This window comes from Micromonospora sp. NPDC005686 (assembly GCF_042871665.1).
Classification (GTDB): Bacteria; Actinomycetota; Actinomycetes; order Mycobacteriales; family Micromonosporaceae; genus Micromonospora.
Genome location: NZ_JBIAIY010000009.1, coordinates 49,923 through 71,027, shown reverse-complemented (window position 1 = coordinate 71,027; position 21,105 = coordinate 49,923). Strand labels below are relative to the sequence as shown.

The window sequence follows — 21,105 nt, the reverse complement described above, 5'->3', positions numbered from 1 at the left end:
GTATCTCATGAGCACTGATGCCACGTGGCGGCGACGCCACACCGCCGCACCACATCGGCCCTCGTCCGGCGGCACGCCGCGCCCGTACGACCGTCTGAAACGCCTGCTGGACGTGCTCGGTGCCGTGCTGGCGCTGGTGCTCGGCGCACCGGTCATGGCTGCGGTCGCCCTCGTGGTGCTGGTGACGCTGGGACGGCCGGTGCTGTTCCGGCACACCCGGCCGGGGCGTGACGGCAGGCTCTTCGAGATGGTCAAGTTCCGCACCATGCACGATGTCGACCCGGCGCGAGGGCTGGTGAGCGACGCGGACCGGCTTACGCCGGTGGGGCGATGGCTGCGTTCCACCAGCCTCGACGAGCTGCCCGAGTTCTGGAACGTCCTGCGCGGCGACATGAGCGTTGTCGGTCCGCGCCCACATCTGGTCCGCTACCTGAGCCTCTACGACGCCCGTCAGGCCCGGCGGCACGAGGTTCGTCCCGGCATCACGGGCCTGGCGCAGGTGCGCGGTCGCAACGCGCTGATCTGGGAGCAGAAGTTCGAGTACGACGTGGAGTATGTCGACCGGCGCTCCCTCGCCCTGGACCTGCGGATCCTCGCCGCGACGGTCGGTGCGGTGCTGCGCCGGGAGGGCATCTCGGCGCCCGGCGCCGCCACCTGGCACGAGTTCACCGGCAACCGGCAGCCCGGCGACCGCGAGCACCTGCGCGCCGGAGAATCCGTGGGCATGTGGTGACGGCCGTACTGCTGTTCGGGGCCGGCGGGTTCCTGGGCCGGCACATCCGTCGCAACCTCGAACCGCACTGCGATGTGCGGTGTCCGGATCGGCAGGAGTGCGATCTGGTGGCCGTCGGCCCGTCTGCCCTGGCCGCGTTGCTGAGCCGGGAACGACCCGACGTCGTGGTCCTCGCGGCGGGGCGCATCGTCGGCTCCGGCTACGACTTCGTCCAGGCACACGCCGTGACGACGGCCAAGGTGATCGAGGCGATGGCCGCCGCCGCTCCCGGTGCGCGGCTCGTGCGGATCGGTTCGGCCGCAGAGTACGGCGTGGTCGCCCGCGATGTCGCAGTGCGGGAGGACGCCCCGACGTCGCCGATCAGCGAGTACGGGGTGAGTCACCTCGCCGCCACCCGGCTGGCCGAACTCGCCGGTGCGTCCGGCCGGGTCGACACGGTGGTGTTGCGGGTGTTCAACCCGGTCGGACCGGGCATGCCGCCCGGGAACGTGCTGGGGCGGGCGGCGGGGCTGATCAGGGCCGCGGCCGAGCGCGGCGACGATCACGTCGCACTGGGTCTGCTCGATTCCTGGCGGGATTTCGTGGACGTGCGGGACGTGGCCGGCGCGGTCCTGGCCGCGGTGCGCTGCGGTGCGGTGGGACAGCGGGTGTTCAACGTGGGCAGCGGGCTGGCGACGGCCACCAGGGACGCCGTCCGGCAGCTCGCGGACATCGCAGGTTTTCCGGGGGAGATCCGCACCGGCGCATTCGGCGCCGACGCGACCCGGTCAGCGGCGGTGCCCTGGATCTGCGCGGACATCGGCCGTGGCCACCGGCTGCTCGGTTGGACGCCGGTCCATCCGCTGGCCGACTCGCTGACGGCGCTCTGGCGCGAGACGGTCGAGCGGGTACCGGGTCTGGTGCGGCAGCCGTCCGGCCCGGCGAGGGACGTGCGTCACACCTGACGCGCCGGTAGAGTGCGGCGGCCGACGCCAGGGACGCGCACCAGGGAGCCGCCAGTGCTGCACTTGAGGATCATCACCCCGGCCGACCGTAGCGCGGCGGTGGCGGACCTGCTGGCCGCTGAGCCGGGGGTGGCGCACCTGGCCGTCCTGCCCGGCGCCGCCCGCCGCCCTGTCGGTGATCTCATCCTCTGTGACGTCGTGCGAGAGAGCGCCGATCACGTGCTTCGGGTGCTTCAGGAGATGGGCGTCGAGGCACGTGGCGCGATCTCCGCCGACGACGTGGAGCTGACCCTGTCCGAGGCGGCCGACCGGGCCGCCGAGGAGGCGCCCGGGTACGGCGAGGATGCCGTGGTCTGGGACGAGATCGCCGCGAAGACCGGCGAGCAGACCGTCCTCACCGGCACGTTCGTCGCCCTGATCGTGGTCGCCACCATGATCGCCGGCATCGGCGTGCTGCTCGACCAGCCCATCCTGATCGTCGGCGCGATGGTGGTCGGCCCCGAGTTCGGGCCGCTCGCCGCGCTCAGCGTGGCGCTGCTGCGGCGGCAGCCGCGCGTGGCCGTGCGCTCGGTACAGGCGCTGACCGTCGGCTTCCTCGTCGCCATGGCCGCCACCGTGCTGAGCACCTGGGCGCTCACCGCCACCGGCCTGGTCGACCGGGACATGCTGCTGGCCGAACGGCCGCTGACCGACTTCATCTGGCGCCCGGACGCGCTGTCCTGGGTGGTGGGCCTGCTCGCCGGCGTCGCCGGGATGCTGTCGCTGACCTCGAAGAAGTCCGGCTCGCTCGTCGGCGTGCTGATCTCGGTGACCACGGTGCCGGCGGCGGCGAACGTGGCTGTCGCGTCCGCGTACGGCGTGTGGCACGAGGCGGCCGGCTCGGCCCTGCAGCTGCTGATCAACGTGGCGGCCATCGTGCTCGCCGGAGTGTTCACGCTGGTGGTCCAGCTCTGCTGGTGGCGGCATGTGGACCGGACCGCCGCCCGGGGACTGCCGCGACAGCGGGCCGGCCGGGGACGGGCGCCGGTCAGCGCCAGTCGTCGCCCGCCTCGAGACGGCGGCTGAGCAGCGTCGCCAGTGGCACCGACTCGCCGTCGCGCCCGCCGCGGCCGACCACGAGCGGCGGCGGGCTGGGCCGCGGGTCGGCCCCGAACAGCCGCGCCCGCAGACCCGGCGGCACGGTGAGCAGGTAGAACCGCCCCTCGGTGTCCACCGCGCGGCTGCGCGCCCGGTCCACGTACCAGCCGGTCAGCCGCGTGCGGTAACGCCCGCGCCCGTCGTGGCCGGTAGCGGTCAGCCGGTCGGCGCGCAGCCCGCGCCGCGACGCCTCGGCGGCGAACCGGGCCACCAGCTCCGCGGCCTCCGCCTGCTCCGCGGCGCGCTCGCGGTCGGCGGCCTCCGCGTGCGCCCGCACCGCGTGGCGCCGCCGTTCCCGCCACCGCTCGTCGTCCTCGACACCCACGACCGCGAGGGTACGCGCGCCCGCCGCCCCCGGCGCACCACGCGTCAGGGCGCACCACGCGGCCGGGTGCCGGGAGGTCAGGCCAGGCCCGCGCGGCGCAGCGCCTCCGCCATGGCGTCGTTGACCGGGGCGGGACCGCCGCCGCGCCCCGACCGCTGTGACTGGCCACCGCGCGACGCGCCCTGGCCACCGCGCGACGCGCCCCGGTCGCCGCGCGACGCACCGCCCTGGCTGGTGCCCTGTCCGCCGCGCTGACCGCCGCCCTGGCCGCCACGTGGAGCGGCGGCCTGCGGGCCGCCGCCCGGGCGACCGCCGCCGGCCGGCGCCTCGTCGTCCAGCCGTAGCGTCAGCGAGATCCGCTTGCGCGGCACGTCCACGTCGAGCACCCGGACCTTGACCACGTCGCCGGACTTCACCACGTCGCGCGGGTCCTTGACGAACGTGTGCGACATGGCCGAGACGTGCACCAGACCGTCCTGGTGCACGCCCACGTCGACGAACGCGCCGAACGCGGCCACGTTCGTCACCACGCCCTCCAGCACCATGCCCGGCGTCAGGTCGCCGATCTTCTCCACGCCCTCGACGAACGTCGCGGTGCGGAACTCCGGGCGCGGGTCGCGGCCGGGCTTCTCCAACTCGGCCAGGATGTCGGTGACGGTGGGCAGGCCGAACGTGTCGTCGACGAAGTCGGTCGCGCGCAGGCCGCGCAGGATGGCCGACTTGCCGATCAGCGCGCGCAGGTCCTGCCCGGTGGAGGAGAGGATGCGGCGGACCACCGGGTACGCCTCGGGGTGCACGCTGGAGGAGTCGAGCGGGTCGTCGCCGCCGGGGATGCGCAGGAAGCCCGCGCACTGCTCGAACGCCTTCGGGCCGAGGCGCGGCACCTTCTTCAGCTCGGCCCGGGTGCGGAACGGGCCGTTGGCGTCGCGGTGCAGCACGATGTTCTCGGCCAGCCCCGCGCCGATGCCGGAGACCCGGGTGAGCAGCGGCGCGGAGGCGGTGTTGACGTCCACACCGACCGCGTTGACGCAGTCCTCGACCACCGCGTCGAGCGAGCGGGACAGCTTCACCTCGGACAGGTCGTGCTGGTACTGCCCGACGCCGATCGACCGCGGGTCGATCTTCACCAGCTCGGCCAGCGGGTCCTGGAGGCGGCGGGCGATCGACACCGCGCCGCGCAGCGAGACGTCCAGGCCGGGCAGCTCCTGCGAGGCGTACGCCGACGCGGAGTAGACCGACGCGCCGGCCTCGGAGACGACCACCTTCGTCAGCTTCAGCTCCGGGTGCTGCTTGATCAGGTCACCGGCGAGCTTGTCGGTCTCCCGGCTGGCGGTGCCGTTGCCGATCGCGACCAGCTCGACGCCGTGCGCGGCGGCGAGCCTGGCGAGCGTGTGCAGCGAGGCGTCCCACTGCCGGCGCGGCTCGTGCGGGTAGATGGTGTCGGTGGCGACCACCTTGCCGGTCGCGTCGACCACCGCCACCTTCACCCCGGTACGCAGGCCCGGGTCGAGGCCCATCGTCACCCGCGCCCCGGCCGGCGCGGCCAGCAGCAGGTCCCGCAGGTTGGTGGCGAAGACCCGCACGGCCTCCTCCTCGGCTGCCTGCCACAGCCGCATGCGCAGGTCCGCGCCCAGGTGGATCAGGATCCGGGTACGCCAGGCCCAGCGCACCGTGTCGGCCAGCCACTTGTCGGCGGGCCGCCCCTGGTCGCTGATGCCGAAGCGGCCGGCGACGGCCGCCTCGTAGCGGCTGGGACCCGGGTTCGCGTCGGCGTCCCCCTCGGCCTCCGGGTCCATGGTCAGCTCCAGCACGCCCTCCTTCTCGCCCCGGAACACGGCGAGGATGCGGTGCGAGGGCAGCTTAGGGTACGGCTCGGCGAAGTCGAAGTAGTCGGAGAACTTCGCCCCGGTGGTCTCCTGGCCGTCGCGTACCCGGGAGACCAGGCGGCCCCGCGACCACATCTGCTCGCGCAGCGTGCCGATCAGGTCGGCGTCCTCGGCGAAGCGCTCGATCAGGACGGCCCGCGCCCCGTCCAGCGCGGCCGCGGCGTCCGCGACGCCCTTGTCCGGGTCGGCGAACCCGGCGGCGACCGTCTTCGGGTCCTGCGCCGGGTCGGCCAGCAGCGTGTCCGCGAGCGGCTCCAGCCCGGCCTCGCGGGCGATCTGGGCCCTTGTGCGCCGCTTCGGCTTGTACGGCAGGTAGATGTCCTCCAGGCGGGACTTCGAGTCGGCGGCGAGGATCTGCGCCTCCAGCGCCTCGTCGAGCTTGCCCTGACTCCGGATCGACTCCAGCACCGCCGCGCGCCGCTCGTCCAGCTCACGCAGGTAGCGCAGCCGCTCCTCCAGCGTGCGCAGCTGCGCGTCGTCGAGCAGGCCGGTGGCCTCCTTGCGGTAGCGGGCGATGAACGGCACTGTGGCGCCGCCGTCGAGCAGCTCGACTGCCGCCCGCACCTGACGTTCGGCGACGCCGAGTTCCTCGGCGATCCGCTGGTCCACTGACTGGGTCACGATTGTCATCCGCCTTCTCGGGTGGTTTCCGCCCTGCATTGTGCCGTTCGCCTCGGACCGGCTGTGCCCGGCCCGCCGCTGGCTGCGCTAGCGTGGCGATCATGGAGGCACCTGCGGATCCGCGGGCCCGGCGGCTGTTCGGCGGCAGCGCCCGGGCGCTCGGCGACCTGGCCGCCGGCCCGTTCCGGGCCGACCGGGACCGGATCGTCGGCTCGCCGTTCTTCGCCCGGCTGAACGGCGTCACCCAGGTGATCAGCCCGGGTGGTTCCGGGCTGCTGGTGCACAACCGGCTCACCCACAGCCTGAAGGTGGCCCAGGTGGCCCGGGCCATCGCGGAGCGGCTGACGGCCGACCCGGCGCACCGGGACCTGCTGGACAAGCTCGGCGGCTGCGACCCGGAGGTGGTGGAGGCCGCCGCGCTCGCGCACGACCTCGGGCACCCGCCGTTCGGGCACCTGGGGGAGCGGGTGCTGGACCGGCTGGCCCGGCAACGCCTCGGGCTGGCCGACGGATTCGAGGGCAACGCCCAGTCGTACCGGATCGTCACCAGCACCGAGATCCGCGGCGCCGCGACCACCGGACTCGACCTGACCGCCGCGGTCCGGGCCGCCATGCTGAAGTACCCGTGGACCCGGCTGGACCATCCCGACCCGCACCCGCGCCACCTCGACCCGGCGCCCCGGGGTGCGGCGGCGCCACCGGAGGATCCGGAGAGCGGGTCGGTGAAGTTCGGCGCGTACCGCACCGAGCTGGACGACCTGCGGCAGGCGCGCGAGCCGTTCGCCGGGCGGATCCCGGAGTGGCAGCAGACCCCCGAGGCCTCGGTGATGGACACCGCCGACGACATCGCGTACGCGATCCACGACGTGGAGGACTTCTACCGGGTCGGTGTGCTCCAGCAGGGCGCGGTGGCGGCCGAGCTGATGGCCTGGCAGCGCGAGAGCGGGCACCTGCGGTCGATCACCGCGTCGGCGCTGGAGGCGGCGGCCCGGCGGCCCGGCGTGGCGATCGAGCGGCTGCGCCGGCAACTGCACCGCAAGGACGGCTGGATCGCCGACGACGAGGCGTTCGCCGCCGCTGTCGAGCACGTCCGCGAGGAACTGGTCGAAGGGCTGCTGGCGCTGCCGTTCGACGGCTCGATCGAGGCGGAGCAGTACGTGGCCCGGTTCTCCGCCCGCTGGTCCACCCGCTTCGTGGACGCCATCACCGTCACCCCGGAGCCGGACGTCCGTTCCGGCTACGTGCTGCTGGCGAAGGCGCAGTGGCACGAGGTGCAGGTGCTCAAGTTCGTGCACCACCGGTTCGTGCTGGCCCGCCCGGACCTGGCCCTGCACCAGCGCGGGCAGGCCCGGCTGCTGGGCACGTTGGTGGAGGCGCTCTGGGAGTGGCTGCTGGACCCGGAGGAGGAGTCCCGGCTGCCGCGCCGGCTGCACGACCTGGTGGAGCTGGCCGAGGCGGAGCTGCACCCGCGTACCCCGGACCGGATCGGCCGGGCCCGGGGCCGGGCGATCATCGACTTCGTCGCGCAGCTCACCGACGGTCAGGCGGTGGCGATGCTGGACGCGCTGTCCGGCCGCTCCGGCGCGCTCTGGACGGACGCCTTCGTGCTCTGAGCCGGCTCAGAGCACGAACGCGTCAGCGCCGGGTCAGGCGACCGACTGCCACCAGCCGTCCACCGCCGGCGGCTCGTCCACCACGACCCGCTCGCCGGGGCGCGGCACGGCCAGCCGGACGTCGCGCGCCTTCGCCTCGGCCCAGAGCCGGTCGACCGGCTCGGACCAGTCGTGCAGGGCCAGGTTGAACGTGCCCCAGTGCACCGGCACCAGCAGTCCGCCGTGTACGTCGAGGTGGGCGGCGACCGCCTCCTCCGGGAACATGTGGATGTGCGGCCACGCCCTGTCGTACGCCCCGATCTGCATGAGCGTCAGGTCGAACGGGCCGTGTTCGGCGCCGATCGCGGCGTACCCGTCGAAGTAGCCGGAGTCGCCGGTGTAGAAGACCTTCCGGTGTGCCCCGGTGATGGTCCAGGAGCTCCAGAGCGTGCCGTCGCGGCGCAGCCCGCGCCCGGAGAAGTGCTGCGCGGCGGTCGCGGTGAGCGTCAGCGCGCCGACCCGGTGGTTGTCGGACCAGTCCAGCTCGATGATGCGGTGCTCGGGTACGCCCCAGCGGGCCAGGTGCGCGCCGACGCCCAGCGGCACCACGAACGGCGCGGACTGGAGGTCGACGAGCGTGCGGACGGTCTCCATGTCCAGGTGGTCGTAGTGGTCGTGCGAGATCAGCACCGCGTCCAGCGGGGGCAGCTCGGTCAGGCGTACCGGCGGCTCGTGGATGCGTCGCGGGCCGACCAGCCCGGACGGGGAGCACCTGTCGCTCCACACCGGGTCGAGCAGCACCCGGCGCCCCTCGATCTCGACGAGCGTGGAGGCGTGGCCGTACCAGACGACGTTCAGCTCGCGGGCCGGGTCGCCGGCCGGCGCGGGGGCCGGGCGCAGCAGCGGCACCGGGCTGCCGGGCCGCCGCTTCTGCTTGCCGAAGACCAGCTCGCGGAGCAGGTTGCGGCCGGGGTCGGCGACCATCGTGGCGCTCGCGTCGGCCGGGTTGTGGAACGTGCCGTCGCGGAAGCGCGGCGACCGGGCCGCCCGTTCCGCCCGGGCGCCGGTGAGCCGGCCGCCGAGCTGGGCCGGCACGTCCCGCGCCGCCCAGGCCAGCCCGGCGACGGCGGCCAGCCCGGCGAGCTTCCACCCCCGCCCGCCGCGCGTCCGGTCCGGTTCCCGCCCCGTTGGTTCCCGCATGCTCGTCCCTCCGCCGTGTCCCGTCGTACACGGTAACCACCCTCGTCCCGGTCCGCCCGCGCGACAGCCACCCGCGGGACCGTCCGCCCGCGCGACAGCCAGCCCGCGCGACGGGTCCGCCCGTGGGACGGTCCGCCGCGGCGGTCAGGGCAGCCGGCGGCGCACCGCGGACGCCACGGTCGCCGCGCGCCCGCCGACGGCACGGACCACCTGGGACACGTCGGGCACCCATCCGCCCCGGACCGACTCGCCGGCCGGGTTCGGCGTGAACACGATGCCCTGGTGCGCGGCGACCGGCTGCCGGGTCAGCCCGGCCAGGCGCATCAGTGGCCCGACCAGCACGTCGTACACACCGGGCAGGGCGGTGAAGCCGAAGCGCATGATCACGTTCAGTCGGCCCACCGAGACCTCCCGGCGCGGCCGGTCGAGGCAGTGCGCGATGGCCCGCGCCACCCGCTCGGGAGCGGCGACCGGGGGCGGCGGCCGGCCGATCCGGCCCAGGTAGTTGGCGGCCTGCCGATAGACGGGTGTGTCGACGCTGCCCGGGTTGACCAGGCAGATCGCGATGCCGGGCGTCTCCCGCGCCTCCTGCTGGAGGGTGCGGGCCAGCCCTTGCAGGCCCCACTTGGCTGCCACGTAGCCGCTCATGTAGGGCGCGGTGATGTGCCCGAGCACCGAGCCGGTGAGCACGAGCGTGCCGCCGCCGGTGTCCCGGAACCGGCGCAGCGCCTCCCGGGCGACCGCGGCGGCGGCCAGCAGGTCGGTGCGCACCACCTGCTCGAACACCTCGGCCGGGGTCTCGTCGAAGCGGCCGTAGGACATCACCGCGGCGGTGTGCACCCAGGCGTCGACGCCGCCGAACTCGGACCGTGCCGCGTCGGCCAGCGCGGCCACCGCGCCGGGCTCGGTCACGTCCATCGGTACGGCGATCGCCTGCGCGCCCGCCGCCCGGCACTCGTCGCGTACCTCGGTGAGGGTGGCGGGGGAGCGGGCCGCGAGGACCAGCCGGTCCCCGCGGCCCGCCAGTTCCCGGGCGGTCGCCCGGCCGATGCCGCTCGTGGCGCCGGTGACGACCACCGTCCGGGTCACGGTGCGAGCACGACCTTGACGCAGCCGTCCTCCTTCTTCTGGAACATCTCGTACGCGCGCGGCGCGTCGGTCAGCGGCAGCCGGTGGGTCCGCAGGTCCTCGACGCCCAGCGGGTCGTCGTCGCGCTCCAGCAGCGGGATGATCTCGTCGACCCAGCGCCGCACGTGGCACTGGCCCATGCGCAGCTGGATGCCCCTGTCGAACATCTCCATCAGCGGCATCGGGTCCTGCTCGCCGCCGTACACGCCGGAGATCGACACGGTGCCGCCGCGCCGTACGGCCTTGAGCGCGGCGTGCAGCACCACGAGCCGGTCCACGCCGGCCTTGTCGGTCATCGCCTGGGCCAGCTTGTCCGGCAGCAGCCCGGCGGCGGTCTGGGCCATCTTGCCCAGCGGCGCGCCGTGCGCCTCCATGCCGACCGCGTCGATCACCGCGTCGGGGCCGCGCCCGTCGACCAGGTCGATGAGCGTGCCGGGCACGTCGTCGAGCTGGCTGACGTCGAGCACCTCGATGCCGTGGCGCCGGGCCATCTCCAGCCGCTCCGGCACCAGGTCCAGCCCGATCACGCGGCCGGCGCCCAGATGGCGGCCGATCCGGGCGCTGAACTGCCCGACCGGACCGAGCCCGAACACGGCGAGCGTGCCGCCGGGCGGGGTGTCCGCGTACTTCACCGCCTGCCAGGCGGTGGGCAGGATGTCGGAGAGGTAGAGCCAGCGCTCGTCCGGGCCGCTGTCCGGGATCTTGATCGGCCCGAACTGGGCCTGCGGCACGCGCAGGTACTCCGCCTGGCCGCCGGGGATCGAGCCGTACAGCGAGGTGTAGCCGAACAGCGACGCGCCCTTGCCCTGGCTGGTCACCTGGGTGGTCTCGCACTGCGCGTAGAGCTGCCGCTCGCACATCCAGCACGAGCCGCAGGAGATGTTGAACGGGATGACCACCCGGTCGCCCTTCTTGAGCCGGGTCACGCCGGGCCCGACCTCCTCGACGATGCCCATCGGCTCGTGCCCGAGGATGTCGCCGGGCTTGAGGTACGGCCCGAGCACCTCGTACAGGTGCAGGTCGGAGCCGCAGATGGCGGTCGAGGTGATCCGGACGATCGCGTCGGTCGGCTCCTCGATGCGGGGGTCCGGGACGTCCTCGACGCGAACGTCCCGCTTACCGTGCCAGGTCAGTGCCTTCATGCCTGTATGTCCCCTCTCCGGTGCCGTCCATCGGAGTGCTACCCGGCAGGGGGCCGTTGAATCGGCGGCGCCGGTCACCGTGGCGTGCGGTCGACCGGCACGGCGATCGTGCTGGTGGCGGCGGCGGTGCCGTTTACCGAGGCGATCGAGGCGGGCTGCCGGGCTTCGTGGCCCGCGCCCGGGTGCTCGCCGAGCGCTACGGCGAGCGGTTCGACCAGGCCGGCGGGTCCGGCTCAAGCGTGCCGGCCACAGCGCTCAACGAGTGGCCGAGGCCGGCACTGCCGTCAGACGCCCCGGCCCGTCTTCTCCGGCCCGCGGGCGATCGGCCGCTCGCGTCCCCAGGCGGCCAGCGGTTCGAGCGCGTCGTTGAGGCGCACGCCGTCCTCGGTCAGCGAGTACTCGACGCGGGGCGGCACCTCGTCGTAGGAGACGCGGTGCACGACGCCGTCCGCTTCCATCTCACGCAGGTGTGAGGCCAGCACCTTCTCGGTGACCCCCGGCAGCAGCCGGCGCAACTCGCCGAAGCGACGGCCGGGGTGCTCGTGGAGTGCCCAGAGGATCAGCACCTTCCACTTGCCCCCGATCACCTCCATCGCGGTGTCGATCCCGCACACGTGTCCGCCTGGTGCGCCCGGCCGGTTCGACGTCGTCATGTCCCCGCCCCTTCGACCTGCTCGCTCACCTCAGGGTAACCACCCACTCCGAAGTGCGTACTTGATCCTCTTCGGGCCGGCGACCAGCCTGATCGGCATGGCACACGACACTCCTGAGAAGACCTCCGTTACGCTGCTGGGCCTCGGCGCGATGGGCGCCGCGCTGGCCCACACCTGGCTCGCCGCCGGCCACCCGCTCACCGTCTGGAACCGCACCCGGGCCCGCGCCGCGGCGATCTCCGCCGAGGGGGCGAGGCTCGCGGACAGCGCCGCCGCGGCCGTCGCCGCGAACACCCTGGTCGTCGTCTGCCTGCTGGACGACGCCTCGGTCGGGACGGTGCTGGACGGCGCCGACCTGGCCGGCAAGGATCTGGTCAACCTGACCACCAGCACCCCTGCGGAAGCCCGCTCACGAGCCGAGTGGGCCCGCGAGCGCGGGGCCCGCTACCTGGACGGCGGGATCATGGCTGTTCCGCCGATGATCGGTGTCCCGGAGGCCGGCGGCTACGTCTTCTACAGCGGCTCCCGTGAGCTGTTCGAGCGGCACCGGGAGACGCTGGGCGTCCCGGCCGGCACCACCTACGTCGGTCAGGACGCGGGCTTCGCCGCCCTGCACGACGTGGCCCTGCTCAGCGCCATGTACGGGATGTTCGCCGGGGCGGCGCACGCCTTCGCCCTGATCCGGCGGGAGGACATCGACCCCACGTCCCTGGCCCCGCTGCTCGCCGACTGGCTCGTCGCGATGGCACCGGCGGTCCACCAGACCGCCAGCCGGCTGCGCAGCGGCGACTATACGAAGGGAGTCGGCTCCACTCTCGCCATGCAGGTGGCCGGCACGCCGACCTTCCTGAGCACCGCGGAGCAGCAGGGCGTCAGCCCGGAGCTGCTCAGCCCGTACTTCGAGCTGATGCGCCGCCGCCTGGCCGAGGGCAGCGGCGAGGAGGACCTGACGGGCGTCATCGACCTGCTGATGCGCTGACCGCCACCCGCCGGCCGGACGCGCCGGGCCGGACCGCGTCAGGACATCTGCTCGGACAGGCGTACCCGCGGGAAAGCGCGACCGCCGCGCCCGTGGATGCGGGGCGCGGCGGTCGCGTGTGTCGTGCGGTGCGGTCAGGAGCCGGGGGTGCCGGCGCGCTTGGCCGTCGCCTTCAGGTAGTCCCGGTTGAGCCGGCCGATGGTGTTCAGCGGGATGCCCTTCGGGCAGGCCGTCGCGCACTCGCCGATGTTGGTGCAGCCGCCGAATCCGGCCTCGTCGTGCGCGTCCACCATGCCGATCACCCGGGTGTAGCGCTCCGGCTGGCCCTGCGGCAGCAGCGAGAGCTGGGTGATCTTGGCGGCGGTGAAGAGCATGCCGGAGCCGTTCGGGCAGGCCGCCACGCAGGCGCCGCAGCCGATGCAGGCGGCGGACTCGAACGCGGCGTCCGCGTCGGCCTTCGGCACCGGCACCGAGTGCGCCTCCGGGGCGCTGCCGGTCGGCGCGGTGACGTAGCCGCCGGCGGCGATGATCTGGTCGAAGGCGTTGCGGTTGACCACCAGGTCCTTGACGACCGGGAAGGCGCGCGCCCGCCAGGGCTCGATGTCGATCGTGTCACCGTCGGAGAACTGCCGCATGTGTAGCTGGCAGGCGGTGGTGCCGCGCTGCGGGCCGTGCGCCTCACCGTTGATCATGAGGCTGCACGTGCCGCAGATGCCCTCACGGCAGTCGTGGTCGAACGCGACCGGCTCCTCGCCGTCGAGGATCAGCCGCTCGTTGAGCACGTCGAGCATCTCCAGGAAGGACATGTCCGGCGACACGTCCTGCACCGGGTAGGTCACCATCCGACCCTTGTCCTGGGGGCCGTGCTGGCGCCAGATGCGCAGGGTCAGGTTCACTTGTAGCTCCGCTGCGTGGGGTGGACGTATTCGAAGTTCAGGTCTTCCTTGTGCAGCACGGGCTCACCGGTGCCGGTGTACTCCCAGGCCGCCACGTACGCGAACCGCTCGTCGTCGCGCTGCGCCTCGCCGTCGGGCGTCTGGTGCTCGGCCCGGAAGTGGCCGCCGCAGGACTCCTCGCGGTGCAGGGCGTCGATGCACATCAGCTCGGCCAGCTCGAAGAAGTCGGCCACCCGGCCGGCCTTCTCCAGCGACTGGTTCAGGCCCTCGCCGTCACCCGGGACGCGCACCCGCTGCCAGAACTGCTCGCGCAGCGCGCGGATCTCGTCGATCGCCTTGCGCAGCCCGGCCTCGGAGCGCTCCATGCCGCAGTGCTCCCACATGATCTGGCCCAGCTCACGGTGGAACGAGTCCACCGTGCGGTCGCCGTTGACGGCGAGCAGCCGCTTGATCCGGTCCTCGACCTCGGTCCGCGCCGCGACGGCCTCGGGGTGGCTGGCGTCGACCTTGTCCAGCGGGCCGGAGGCCAGGTAGTTGGCGAGCGTGTTCGGCAGCACGAAGTAGCCGTCGGCCAGGCCCTGCATCAGCGCCGAGGCGCCGAGCCGGTTCGCGCCGTGGTCGGAGAAGTTGGCCTCACCGATCACGAACAGGCCGGGGATCGACGACTGGAGGTCGTAGTCGACCCAGAGGCCGCCCATCGTGTAGTGCACGGCGGGATAGATCCGCATCGGGACCTCGTACGGGTCCTCGCCGGTGATCCGCTCGTACATCTCGAAGAGGTTGCCGTACTTGGCCTCGATGGCCTTGCGTCCGAGCCGGTTGATCGCGTCGGCGAAGTCCAGGTAGACGCCGAGGCCGGTCGGGCCGACCCCGCGTCCCTCGTCGCAGACGTTCTTCGCGGCGCGGGAGGCGATGTCGCGGGGGACCAGGTTGCCGAAGGACGGGTAGATCCGCTCCAGGTAGTAGTCGCGCTCGTCCTCGGGGATCTCGCGCGGGCTGCGCTGGTCGCCCTTGGCCTTGGGCACCCACACCCGGCCGTCGTTGCGCAGCGACTCGCTCATCAGGGTCAGCTTCGACTGGTGGTCGCCGGAGACCGGGATGCAGGTCGGGTGGATCTGGGTGTAGCAGGGGTTGGCGAAGTACGCGCCCTTGCGGTGCGCCCGCCAGGAGGCGGTGACGTTGCAGCCCTTGGCGTTCGTGGAGAGGTAGAAGACGTTGCCGTAGCCGCCGGAGGCGAGCACCACCGCGTCGGCCATCTCGGTGCTGATCTCGCCGGTGACCATGTCGCGGACCACGATGCCGCGCGCCCGGCCGTCGACGATGACCAGTTCGAGCATCTCGTGGCGGGCGTTCATCTCCACGTTGCCCAGGCCGATCTGCCGCTCCAGGGCCTGGTACGCGCCGAGCAGCAGCTGCTGGCCCGTCTGGCCCCGGGCGTAGAAGGTGCGCTGCACCTGGGCGCCACCGAAGGAGCGGGTGTCCAGCAGGCCGCCGTACTCGCGGGCGAACGGCACGCCCTGGGCCACGCACTGGTCGATGATGTTCACCGACACCTCGGCCAGCCGGTGCACGTTCGACTCACGGGAGCGGAAGTCGCCGCCCTTGACCGTGTCGTAGAACAGGCGGTGCACCGAGTCGCCGTCGTTGCGGTAGTTCTTGGCGGCGTTGATGCCGCCCTGCGCGGCGATCGAGTGGGCCCGGCGCGGGCTGTCCTGGTAGCAGTAGGACCGCACCTGGTAGCCCTGCTCGGCGAGCGTGGCGGCGGCCGAGCCGCCGGCCAGGCCGGTGCCGACCACGATCACCGTCATCTTCCGGCGGTTGGCCGGGTTGACCAGCTTCATCTCGAAGCGGTGGCGCTCCCACCGCGTCTCGATCGGGCCGTCCGGGGCCCGGGTGTCGGCGATCGGGTCGCCTTCGCTGTAGAGATCCATGTCAGGACACCAATCCGGTGATCACGGCGAACGGGACCAGCAGGTAGCCGCCGACGAGCGCGACGGCGAAGACGAGCGCGGCGATCCGGGCCCGGCGCTCGCCCCGGGGCGTCTGCTGGCCGAGGCTGCGGAACGCGCTGAAGGCGCCGTGGCGCAGGTGGAAGCCGAGGGTCACCAGCGCGAGCGTGTAGAAGAGCGTGACGTACCAGCGCTCCGGCGCGAAGCCCGCGACCACGTTGCCGTACGGGTTGGCGGGGTCGCCCTGCGGGTTCAGGTGGCCCGTGGTCAGGTCGAGGATGTGGTAGATCACGAAGAGCAGGATGATCACACCACCCCAGCGCATCGTGCGGGCCGCGTAGTTCACGTGGATCTTGCGGCGGTGTGCGTACCGCACCGGGCGGGCGGCCCGGGACCGCATCGCGAGCACGGTGGCCGCGCCGATGTGCCCCAGGACGGCCACGGTGAGCACCGTGCGCTGGATCCACAGGAACCAGGTGGCCGGCAGCAGTGGCGTGCCGATGTCGCGCAGCCAGTGCGCGTAGTGGTCGAACGAGGTCTCGCCCGTGAAGATCTTCAGGTTGCCGACCATGTGCAGGATCAGGAACAGCACAAGGATGATGCCCGTCACCGCCATGACGGCCTTGAGGCCGACGTTCGAGCGGATGGGCGACCGAGTTTTCGTGATTACCACGCGGTCGACGCTAGGAGCACTTCGATCAGGCGTCCAATGCATCGAAATCGCAGCGTCGATAGCCGTAAGCTATGTAGATGCAGCTCCATCAGCTTCGGTACTTCGTAGCGGTCGCCGAAGTACGACATTTCACCCAGGCAGCCGATCTTGTCGGCATAACCCAGCCCTCGTTGAGTAAGCAAATTCACGCGCTGGAGGCCGACCTCGGTGCCCCGTTGTTCGAACGGGTAAGGGGCAACATCACACTCACCGCGGCCGGCGAGGTGCTGCTGCCGCTGGCCAAGCGGATCCTGGCCGACGTGGAGACCGCCACCCGCGAGGTCCAGGAACTGGTGGGGCTGCGCCGCGGGCGGGTCCGGCTCGGCGCCACGCCCAGCCTCGCCACCTCGCTCGCCCCGCCGGTGCTGCGCCGGTTCCGCGACGCGCACCCCACTGTCGACCTGAGGGTCGAGGAGGGCGGCTCGCAGGACCTCGTCCGGGACCTGCTCCGCGGCGGCCTCGACCTCGCGCTGATCATCATGCCGTCGACCGGCACCGACCCCGGGCTGCGCGCCGACCCGATCCTGCGGGAGAGCCTGGTGGTCGCCTCGGTCGACCCGCTGCCGGGCGCCTCGGCCGCCGGGGAACTGCGCATCACCGACCTGCGCGACCAGCCGCTCGTCATGTTCCGCGAGGGCTACGACCTGCGCGACGCCACGCTCCAGGCGTGCCGCGCGGCCGGGTTCGAGCCGACCCTGTCCGTCGACGGCGGGGAGATGGACGCCGTGCTCAGCTTCGTCGAGGCCGGGCTCGGCGTCGCGCTGGTGCCCGGCATCGTGGTGGCCCGCCGCGCCGGCATCCGGGTCACCCGGCTCGTCCCGCCCGGCGTCCGCCGGACCGTCGCGGTGGCCCGCCGCCGCGACGTGGTGCCCACCCACGCCGGGCGCGAGCTGCGCCGCATCCTCCTGGAGTACGTCCACGACGCCACCGCCACCGCCGAACTCCCGCCCGGCGTCGAGCCGCTGTAGCCCTCCTGTCGCCTCGCCGATCTTGCACATTCAGCCCCGGCGAAAGGTGCGAAAGCCCCGGCGCTGGGGCGCGAAGTGCAAGATCGACGCGCAGGGGTCAGTTTCAGCGGCCCTCGGCGTCGTCCATGGCTCGGTAGATGCGTTGCTCCGAGACGGGGTAGGGGGTGCCGAGGGCCTGGGCGAAGACGTTCACCCGCAGCTCCTCGATCATCCAGCGGATCTGGCGGACCGCCGCCTCCTGACGGCGGGCCTGCGGCAGCGCGGCCAGCATGTCCTGGTATTCCTTCTGCACCACGGCGACCCGGTCCTGCTGCTGCTTGTCGCGCTGCGGGTTGCCGGGCAGCCGGTCCAGCCGCCGCTCGATCGCGGTCAGGTAGCGCAGCAGGTCGGGCAGGCGCGCGTACCCCGTCTCGGTGATGAAGCCCTTGTGCACCAGGCCGGTGAGCTGGTTGCGGATGTCCGCCAGCGCGGCCACCACCGCGAGGTTCCGGGTGGCGCCGAGGCGCTGCTCGACCGCGTATCCGGCGGCGAGCACCCGGCGCACCCGCTCCATCAGCTCGACCACCGTGTCCACCAGGTCGGCCCGTACCCGCTCGCGCAGCGCGGCGAAGCCCTCCGCGTCCCAGGCGGGACCGCCCGCGTCGCCGATCAGCTTGTCGATCGCCGCGCCCGCGGCGTCCTCGATCAGCTCCGGCACGCTGCCGTGCGGGTTGCGGGACAGCGCGAGTTTCGCCTCGTTGGTCAGCCGGCCCTGGAGGAACTTCGCCGGTGACGGCAGCGTCAGCCGCAGCAGCCGCCGGGTGCCGGCCCAGTGCGCGGCCTCCTGCTCGGCAGCGGAGTCGAACACCCGCACCCCGACCGTCGTGCCCTCGTCCACCAGCGCCGGGTACGCGGTCACCGCGAAGCCGGCGCGTACCTGCTCGATGGTGCGCGGCAGGGTGCCGATCGACCACTCGGTCAGCCCGGTACGGGCCACGTCCGGCGCGGCGGCGGCCACCACCTGGCGTACCTCCTGGCGCAGCTCGCGTTGCAGGGCCGGCAGGTCCTTGCCCTCGGCGACCGGCTTGTCGTCGTCGCCGAGCACCCGGAACGTGACCCGCAGGTGCGGCGGCAGCCTGCCCAGGTCCCACGCGTCCGCCGGAACGGTCACCCCGGTCATCCGGCGCAGCTGCCGGGTCAGCGCGGCCAGCAGCGGCTCCTCGCCCGGGGTGATCGCGGCGAGCGCGGCGCGGGCGTAGTCGGGCACCGGCACGAAGTTGCGCCGTACCGGCTTGGGCAGCGACCGGATCAGCGCGATCACCAGCTCCTCGCGCAGCCCCGGCACCTGCCAGTCGAAGCTCTCCACCGGCACCTGGTTGAGCAGCGGCAGCGGGATGTCCACTGTCACGCCGTCGGTGGGCGCGGTCGGGTCGAACGTGTAGGTCAGCGGCAGCGTCACGCCGTCGGCCCGCCACTGGTCCGGGAAGTCCTCCTCGTCCACCCCGCCGCGACCGTCGTTGACGAGCAGCTCGCGGGTGAACGTGAGCAGGTCCGGCTGCTCCCGGCGAGTCTTCTTCCACCACGAGTCGAAGTGCCGGCCGGAGACCACGTCGGCGGGGATGCGCTGGTCGTAGAAGGCGAAGATGGTCTCGTCGTCGACCAGGATGTCGCGCCGCCGGGCCCGGTTCTCCAGCTCCTCGATCTCGGTCAGCAGCCTCTGGTTGTCCCGCCAGAAGTGGTGGTGGGTCTGCCAGTCGCCCTCCACCAGGGCGTGCCTGATGAACAGCTCCCGGCTCAGCGCCGGGTCGATGCGCCCGAAGTTCACCTTCCGCGAGGTGACGATCGGGATGCCGTACAGCGTGACCTTCTCGTAGGCCATCACCGCGGCCTGCTTCTTCTCCCAGTGCGGCTCGCTGTAGCTGCGCTTGACCAGGTGCTGGGCCAGCGGTTCGACCCACTCCGGCTCGACCCGCCCGGCCACCCGCCCCCACAGCCGGGACGTCTCCACCAGCTCCGCCGCCATCACCCAGCGCGGCGGCTTCTTGAACAGCGCCGACCCGGGGAAGATCGCGAACTTCGCGCCGCGCGCGCCCAGGTACTCGTGCTTCTGCGCGTCCTTCAGGCCGAGGTGCGACAGCAGGCCGGGCAGCAGCGACTGGTGCACCTTCGGGGTGTCGATCTCCTCCGGCAGGTCGGCGCCGGCGCCGCGCCGGCCCTCACCCTTGTCGGCGGTACGCAACACCTGGCGCAACTGGCTAACGATGTCCTGCCACTCGCGTACCCGAAGGTAGTTGAGGTATTCGGCCTTGCACATCCGGCGGAACGCGCTGGAGGACAGCTCCCGCTGCTTCTCCCGCAGGTAGCGCCACAGGTTCAGGTACGCGACGAAGTCGGACTCGGAGTCGGCGAACCGGGCGTGCGCCTGGTCGGCCTGGGCCTGCTTCTCGGCCGGGCGTTCGCGCGGGTCCTGGATGGAGAGCGCGGCGGCGATCACCACCACCTCGGTGGCGCAGCCGTTGCGCTCGCCCTCCAGGACCATCCGGGCCAGCCGGGGGTCCACCGGGAGCTGGGCCAGCCGCCGGCCGAGCGCGGTGAGCCGCTTCGCCGGGTCGGTCTCGGCCGGGTCGAGCGCGCCCAGCTCGTGCAGCAGGTTGACGCCGTCGGCGACGTTGCGCCGGTCCGGCGGGTCGATGAACGGGAACGCCGCGACGTCGCCGAGCCCGATCGACGTCATCTGGAGGATGACCGAGGCCAGGTTGGTCCGCAGGATCTCCGGGTCGGTGAACTCGGGGCGGGAGGTGAAGTCCTGTTCGTCGTAGAGGCGGATGCAGATGCCGTCCGAGGTACGCCCGCAGCGGCCCTTGCGCTGGTTGGCGCTGGCCTGCGAGACCGGTTCGATGGGCAGCCGCTGCACCTTGAGCCGGCTGGAGTAGCGGGAGATCCGGGCGGTGCCCGGGTCCACGACGTACTTGATGCCGGGCACCGTCAGCGAGGTCTCCGCGACGTTCGTGGCCAGCACCACCCGGCGGTTGGAGTGCGCGGCGAAGACCCGGTGCTGCTCGGCGGTGGAGAGCCGGGCGTACAGCGGCAGGATCTCGGTGCCCAGCAGGGACCGCTTGGACTGCACCAGCTTGCCCAGCGCGTCGGCGGTGTCGCGGATCTCCCGCTCGCCGCTGAGGAAGACCAGGATGTCGCCGGGCCCTTCGGCGGCCAGCTCCTCGACCGCGTCGCCGACGGCCTGGATCTGGTCCCGGACGTTCTCCTCGTCGGCCTCGTCCTCCTCGTCGGCCTCGGTGACCTCGGTGACCTCGACCAGCGGCCGGTAACGGACCTCCACCGGGTACGTGCGCCCGGACACCTCGACCACGGGCGCCGGGTTGCCCTCCGCGTCGGCGAAGTGCTTCGCGAACCGGTCGGTCTCGATGGTCGCCGAGGTGATGACCACCTTGAGGTCGGGCCGGCGGGGGAGGAGCTGCCTGAGGTACCCGAGGATGAAGTCGATGTTGAGGCTGCGCTCGTGCGCCTCGTCGATGATCAGCGTGTCGTACTGCCGCAGCATCCGGTCGGTCTGCAACTCGGCCAGCAGGATGCCGTCGGTCATCAGCTTGACCAGGCTGTTCTCGCCCACCTGGTCGGTGAAGCGCACCTTGTAGCCGACCACGTCGCCCAGCTCGGTGCCGAGTTCGTCGGCGATCCGGTCGGCGACCGTGCGGGCCGCCAGCCGGCGGGGCTGGGTGTGCCCGATCAGGCCGGTGATGCCGCGCCCCAGCTCCAGGCAGATCTTGGGGAGCTGGGTGGTCTTGCCGGAGCCGGTCTCGCCGGCCACGATCACCACCTGGTGGTCGCGGATCGTGGCGGCGATGTCGTCCTTGCGCTCGCTCACCGGCAACTGCGGCGGATAGGCGATCGCCGGCACGGCCGCGCGGCGCGCCTGGAGCCGCGCCTCGGCCCGGGCCACCTCGGCCGCGATCTCGGCCAGCGCCGCCTCCCGCCGCTGCGGGTCGCGCAGCTTGCGCACACCGTCGAGCCGCCGCTGGAGCCGCCGCTGGTCGCGGAACATCAGGGGGTCGAGGCGGCGGTGCAGGTCGCGGGCGGTCTCAGGGGCGGCGGGTACGGCTGGATTCTGCATGTCGTCGCCAAGGATAGGCAGCCGCGTGGCGGACCGCCCCCGGGTTACCGCGCTCCGCTCGCGTCCGCGGTCACCGACGCGGGCGGGGCATCGCGGTGCGGGCGTGCGTCCTCGGGCCGGCGCAGCGTACGG

At 72.9% G+C, this 21,105-nt stretch carries 16 protein-coding genes; 6 read left to right on the top strand and 10 right to left on the bottom strand.

The genetic code is table 11. From position 1 onward, the window contains the following. The first annotated feature begins 7 nt into the window (after positions 1–7). Genes ACFYON_RS20860 through ACFYON_RS20850 form a run of 3 tightly spaced genes read left to right on the top strand, consistent with a single transcriptional unit; the run spans position 8 to position 2,742 of the window. Entirely contained in the window at positions 8–733 is a 726-nt protein-coding gene (locus ACFYON_RS20860; RefSeq protein ID WP_355094528.1) for a sugar transferase, read from the top strand. Continuing rightward, positions 730–1,677, top strand: a complete 948-nt coding sequence (locus ACFYON_RS20855; protein WP_355094530.1) for an NAD-dependent epimerase/dehydratase — start codon at positions 730–732, stop codon at positions 1,675–1,677. The genes ACFYON_RS20860 and ACFYON_RS20855 overlap by 4 nt, the downstream gene beginning before the upstream one ends. A gap of 54 nt (positions 1,678–1,731) precedes the next feature. Further along, positions 1,732–2,742, top strand: a complete 1,011-nt coding sequence (locus ACFYON_RS20850; protein WP_354867284.1) for a DUF389 domain-containing protein — start codon at positions 1,732–1,734, stop codon at positions 2,740–2,742. Here ACFYON_RS20850 and ACFYON_RS20845 read toward each other — a convergent pair. Both ACFYON_RS20845 and ACFYON_RS20840 read right to left on the bottom strand, forming a co-directional pair. After that, on the bottom strand, positions 2,705–3,139 hold the full coding sequence (locus tag ACFYON_RS20845) for a hypothetical protein (RefSeq protein ID WP_354867282.1): 435 nt from the start codon (positions 3,137–3,139) through the stop codon (positions 2,705–2,707). The two genes, ACFYON_RS20850 and ACFYON_RS20845, sit on opposite strands and share 38 nt — an antisense overlap. A 77-nt stretch (positions 3,140–3,216) precedes the next feature. After that, a complete protein-coding gene (locus tag ACFYON_RS20840) occupies positions 3,217–5,685 on the bottom strand; it encodes a Tex family protein (protein ID WP_357706920.1) in 2,469 nt (822 codons plus the stop codon). Between the two features lie 62 nt (positions 5,686–5,747). Here ACFYON_RS20840 and ACFYON_RS20835 point away from each other — a divergent pair, with 62 nt between their 5' ends. Beyond that, entirely contained in the window at positions 5,748–7,259 is a 1,512-nt protein-coding gene (locus tag ACFYON_RS20835; RefSeq protein ID WP_355094999.1) for a dGTP triphosphohydrolase, read from the top strand. A 33-nt stretch (positions 7,260–7,292) separates the two neighbouring features. Here ACFYON_RS20835 and ACFYON_RS20830 read toward each other — a convergent pair whose 3' ends face one another. The 4 genes from ACFYON_RS20830 to ACFYON_RS20815 all read right to left on the bottom strand — a co-directional run bounded on the left by ACFYON_RS20830 (position 7,293) and on the right by ACFYON_RS20815 (position 11,361). Continuing rightward, the gene (locus ACFYON_RS20830; RefSeq protein WP_355095001.1) at positions 7,293–8,438 is read right to left on the bottom strand and encodes an MBL fold metallo-hydrolase; all 1,146 of its coding nucleotides are present in this window, start codon (positions 8,436–8,438) and stop codon (positions 7,293–7,295) included. A gap of 144 nt (positions 8,439–8,582) precedes the next feature. Beyond that, positions 8,583–9,527 (bottom strand): SDR family NAD(P)-dependent oxidoreductase, encoded by a 945-nt coding sequence (locus ACFYON_RS20825; RefSeq protein ID WP_355095003.1) that lies wholly within the window; start codon positions 9,525–9,527, stop codon positions 8,583–8,585. Continuing rightward, on the bottom strand, positions 9,524–10,708 hold the full coding sequence (locus tag ACFYON_RS20820; RefSeq protein ID WP_354867268.1) for a zinc-dependent alcohol dehydrogenase: 1,185 nt from the start codon (positions 10,706–10,708) through the stop codon (positions 9,524–9,526). The genes ACFYON_RS20825 and ACFYON_RS20820 overlap by 4 nt, the downstream gene beginning before the upstream one ends. A 284-nt stretch (positions 10,709–10,992) precedes the next feature. Then, complete coding sequence (locus tag ACFYON_RS20815; protein ID WP_354867265.1) at positions 10,993–11,361, bottom strand: helix-turn-helix domain-containing protein; 369 nt, start codon at positions 11,359–11,361, stop codon at positions 10,993–10,995. A gap of 97 nt (positions 11,362–11,458) precedes the next feature. On the opposite strand from ACFYON_RS20815, the gene ACFYON_RS20810 reads away from it, so the two are divergent. After that, entirely contained in the window at positions 11,459–12,340 is an 882-nt protein-coding gene (locus ACFYON_RS20810; protein ID WP_354867263.1) for an NAD(P)-binding domain-containing protein, read from the top strand. Between the two features lie 134 nt (positions 12,341–12,474). Here the strand turns inward: ACFYON_RS20810 and ACFYON_RS20805 are convergent, their stop codons facing one another. From ACFYON_RS20805 to ACFYON_RS20795, 3 genes are read right to left on the bottom strand one after another with little or no spacing between them, the layout of a single operon-like run. Further along, entirely contained in the window at positions 12,475–13,236 is a 762-nt protein-coding gene (locus ACFYON_RS20805; protein WP_354867261.1) for a succinate dehydrogenase/fumarate reductase iron-sulfur subunit, read from the bottom strand. Continuing rightward, positions 13,233–15,167: a fumarate reductase/succinate dehydrogenase flavoprotein subunit gene (locus ACFYON_RS20800; RefSeq protein WP_354867258.1), complete on the bottom strand. Its 1,935-nt coding sequence runs from the start codon at positions 15,165–15,167 to the stop codon at positions 13,233–13,235. The genes ACFYON_RS20805 and ACFYON_RS20800 overlap by 4 nt, the downstream gene beginning before the upstream one ends. Before the next feature lies 1 nt (position 15,168). After that, complete coding sequence (locus ACFYON_RS20795) at positions 15,169–15,900, bottom strand: succinate dehydrogenase cytochrome b subunit (protein ID WP_354867255.1); 732 nt, start codon at positions 15,898–15,900, stop codon at positions 15,169–15,171. A gap of 35 nt (positions 15,901–15,935) precedes the next feature. Between ACFYON_RS20795 and ACFYON_RS20790 the strand changes: the two genes are divergently transcribed. Further along, entirely contained in the window at positions 15,936–16,865 is a 930-nt protein-coding gene (locus tag ACFYON_RS20790; RefSeq protein WP_387320989.1) for a LysR family transcriptional regulator, read from the top strand. Positions 16,866–16,968: 103 nt separating this feature from the next. Here ACFYON_RS20790 and hrpA read toward each other — a convergent pair whose 3' ends face one another. Beyond that, positions 16,969–20,973, bottom strand: coding sequence for an ATP-dependent RNA helicase HrpA (gene hrpA, locus ACFYON_RS20785; RefSeq protein ID WP_387320987.1), 4,005 nt, complete (start codon positions 20,971–20,973; stop codon positions 16,969–16,971). Positions 20,974–21,105 lie beyond the last annotated feature (132 nt).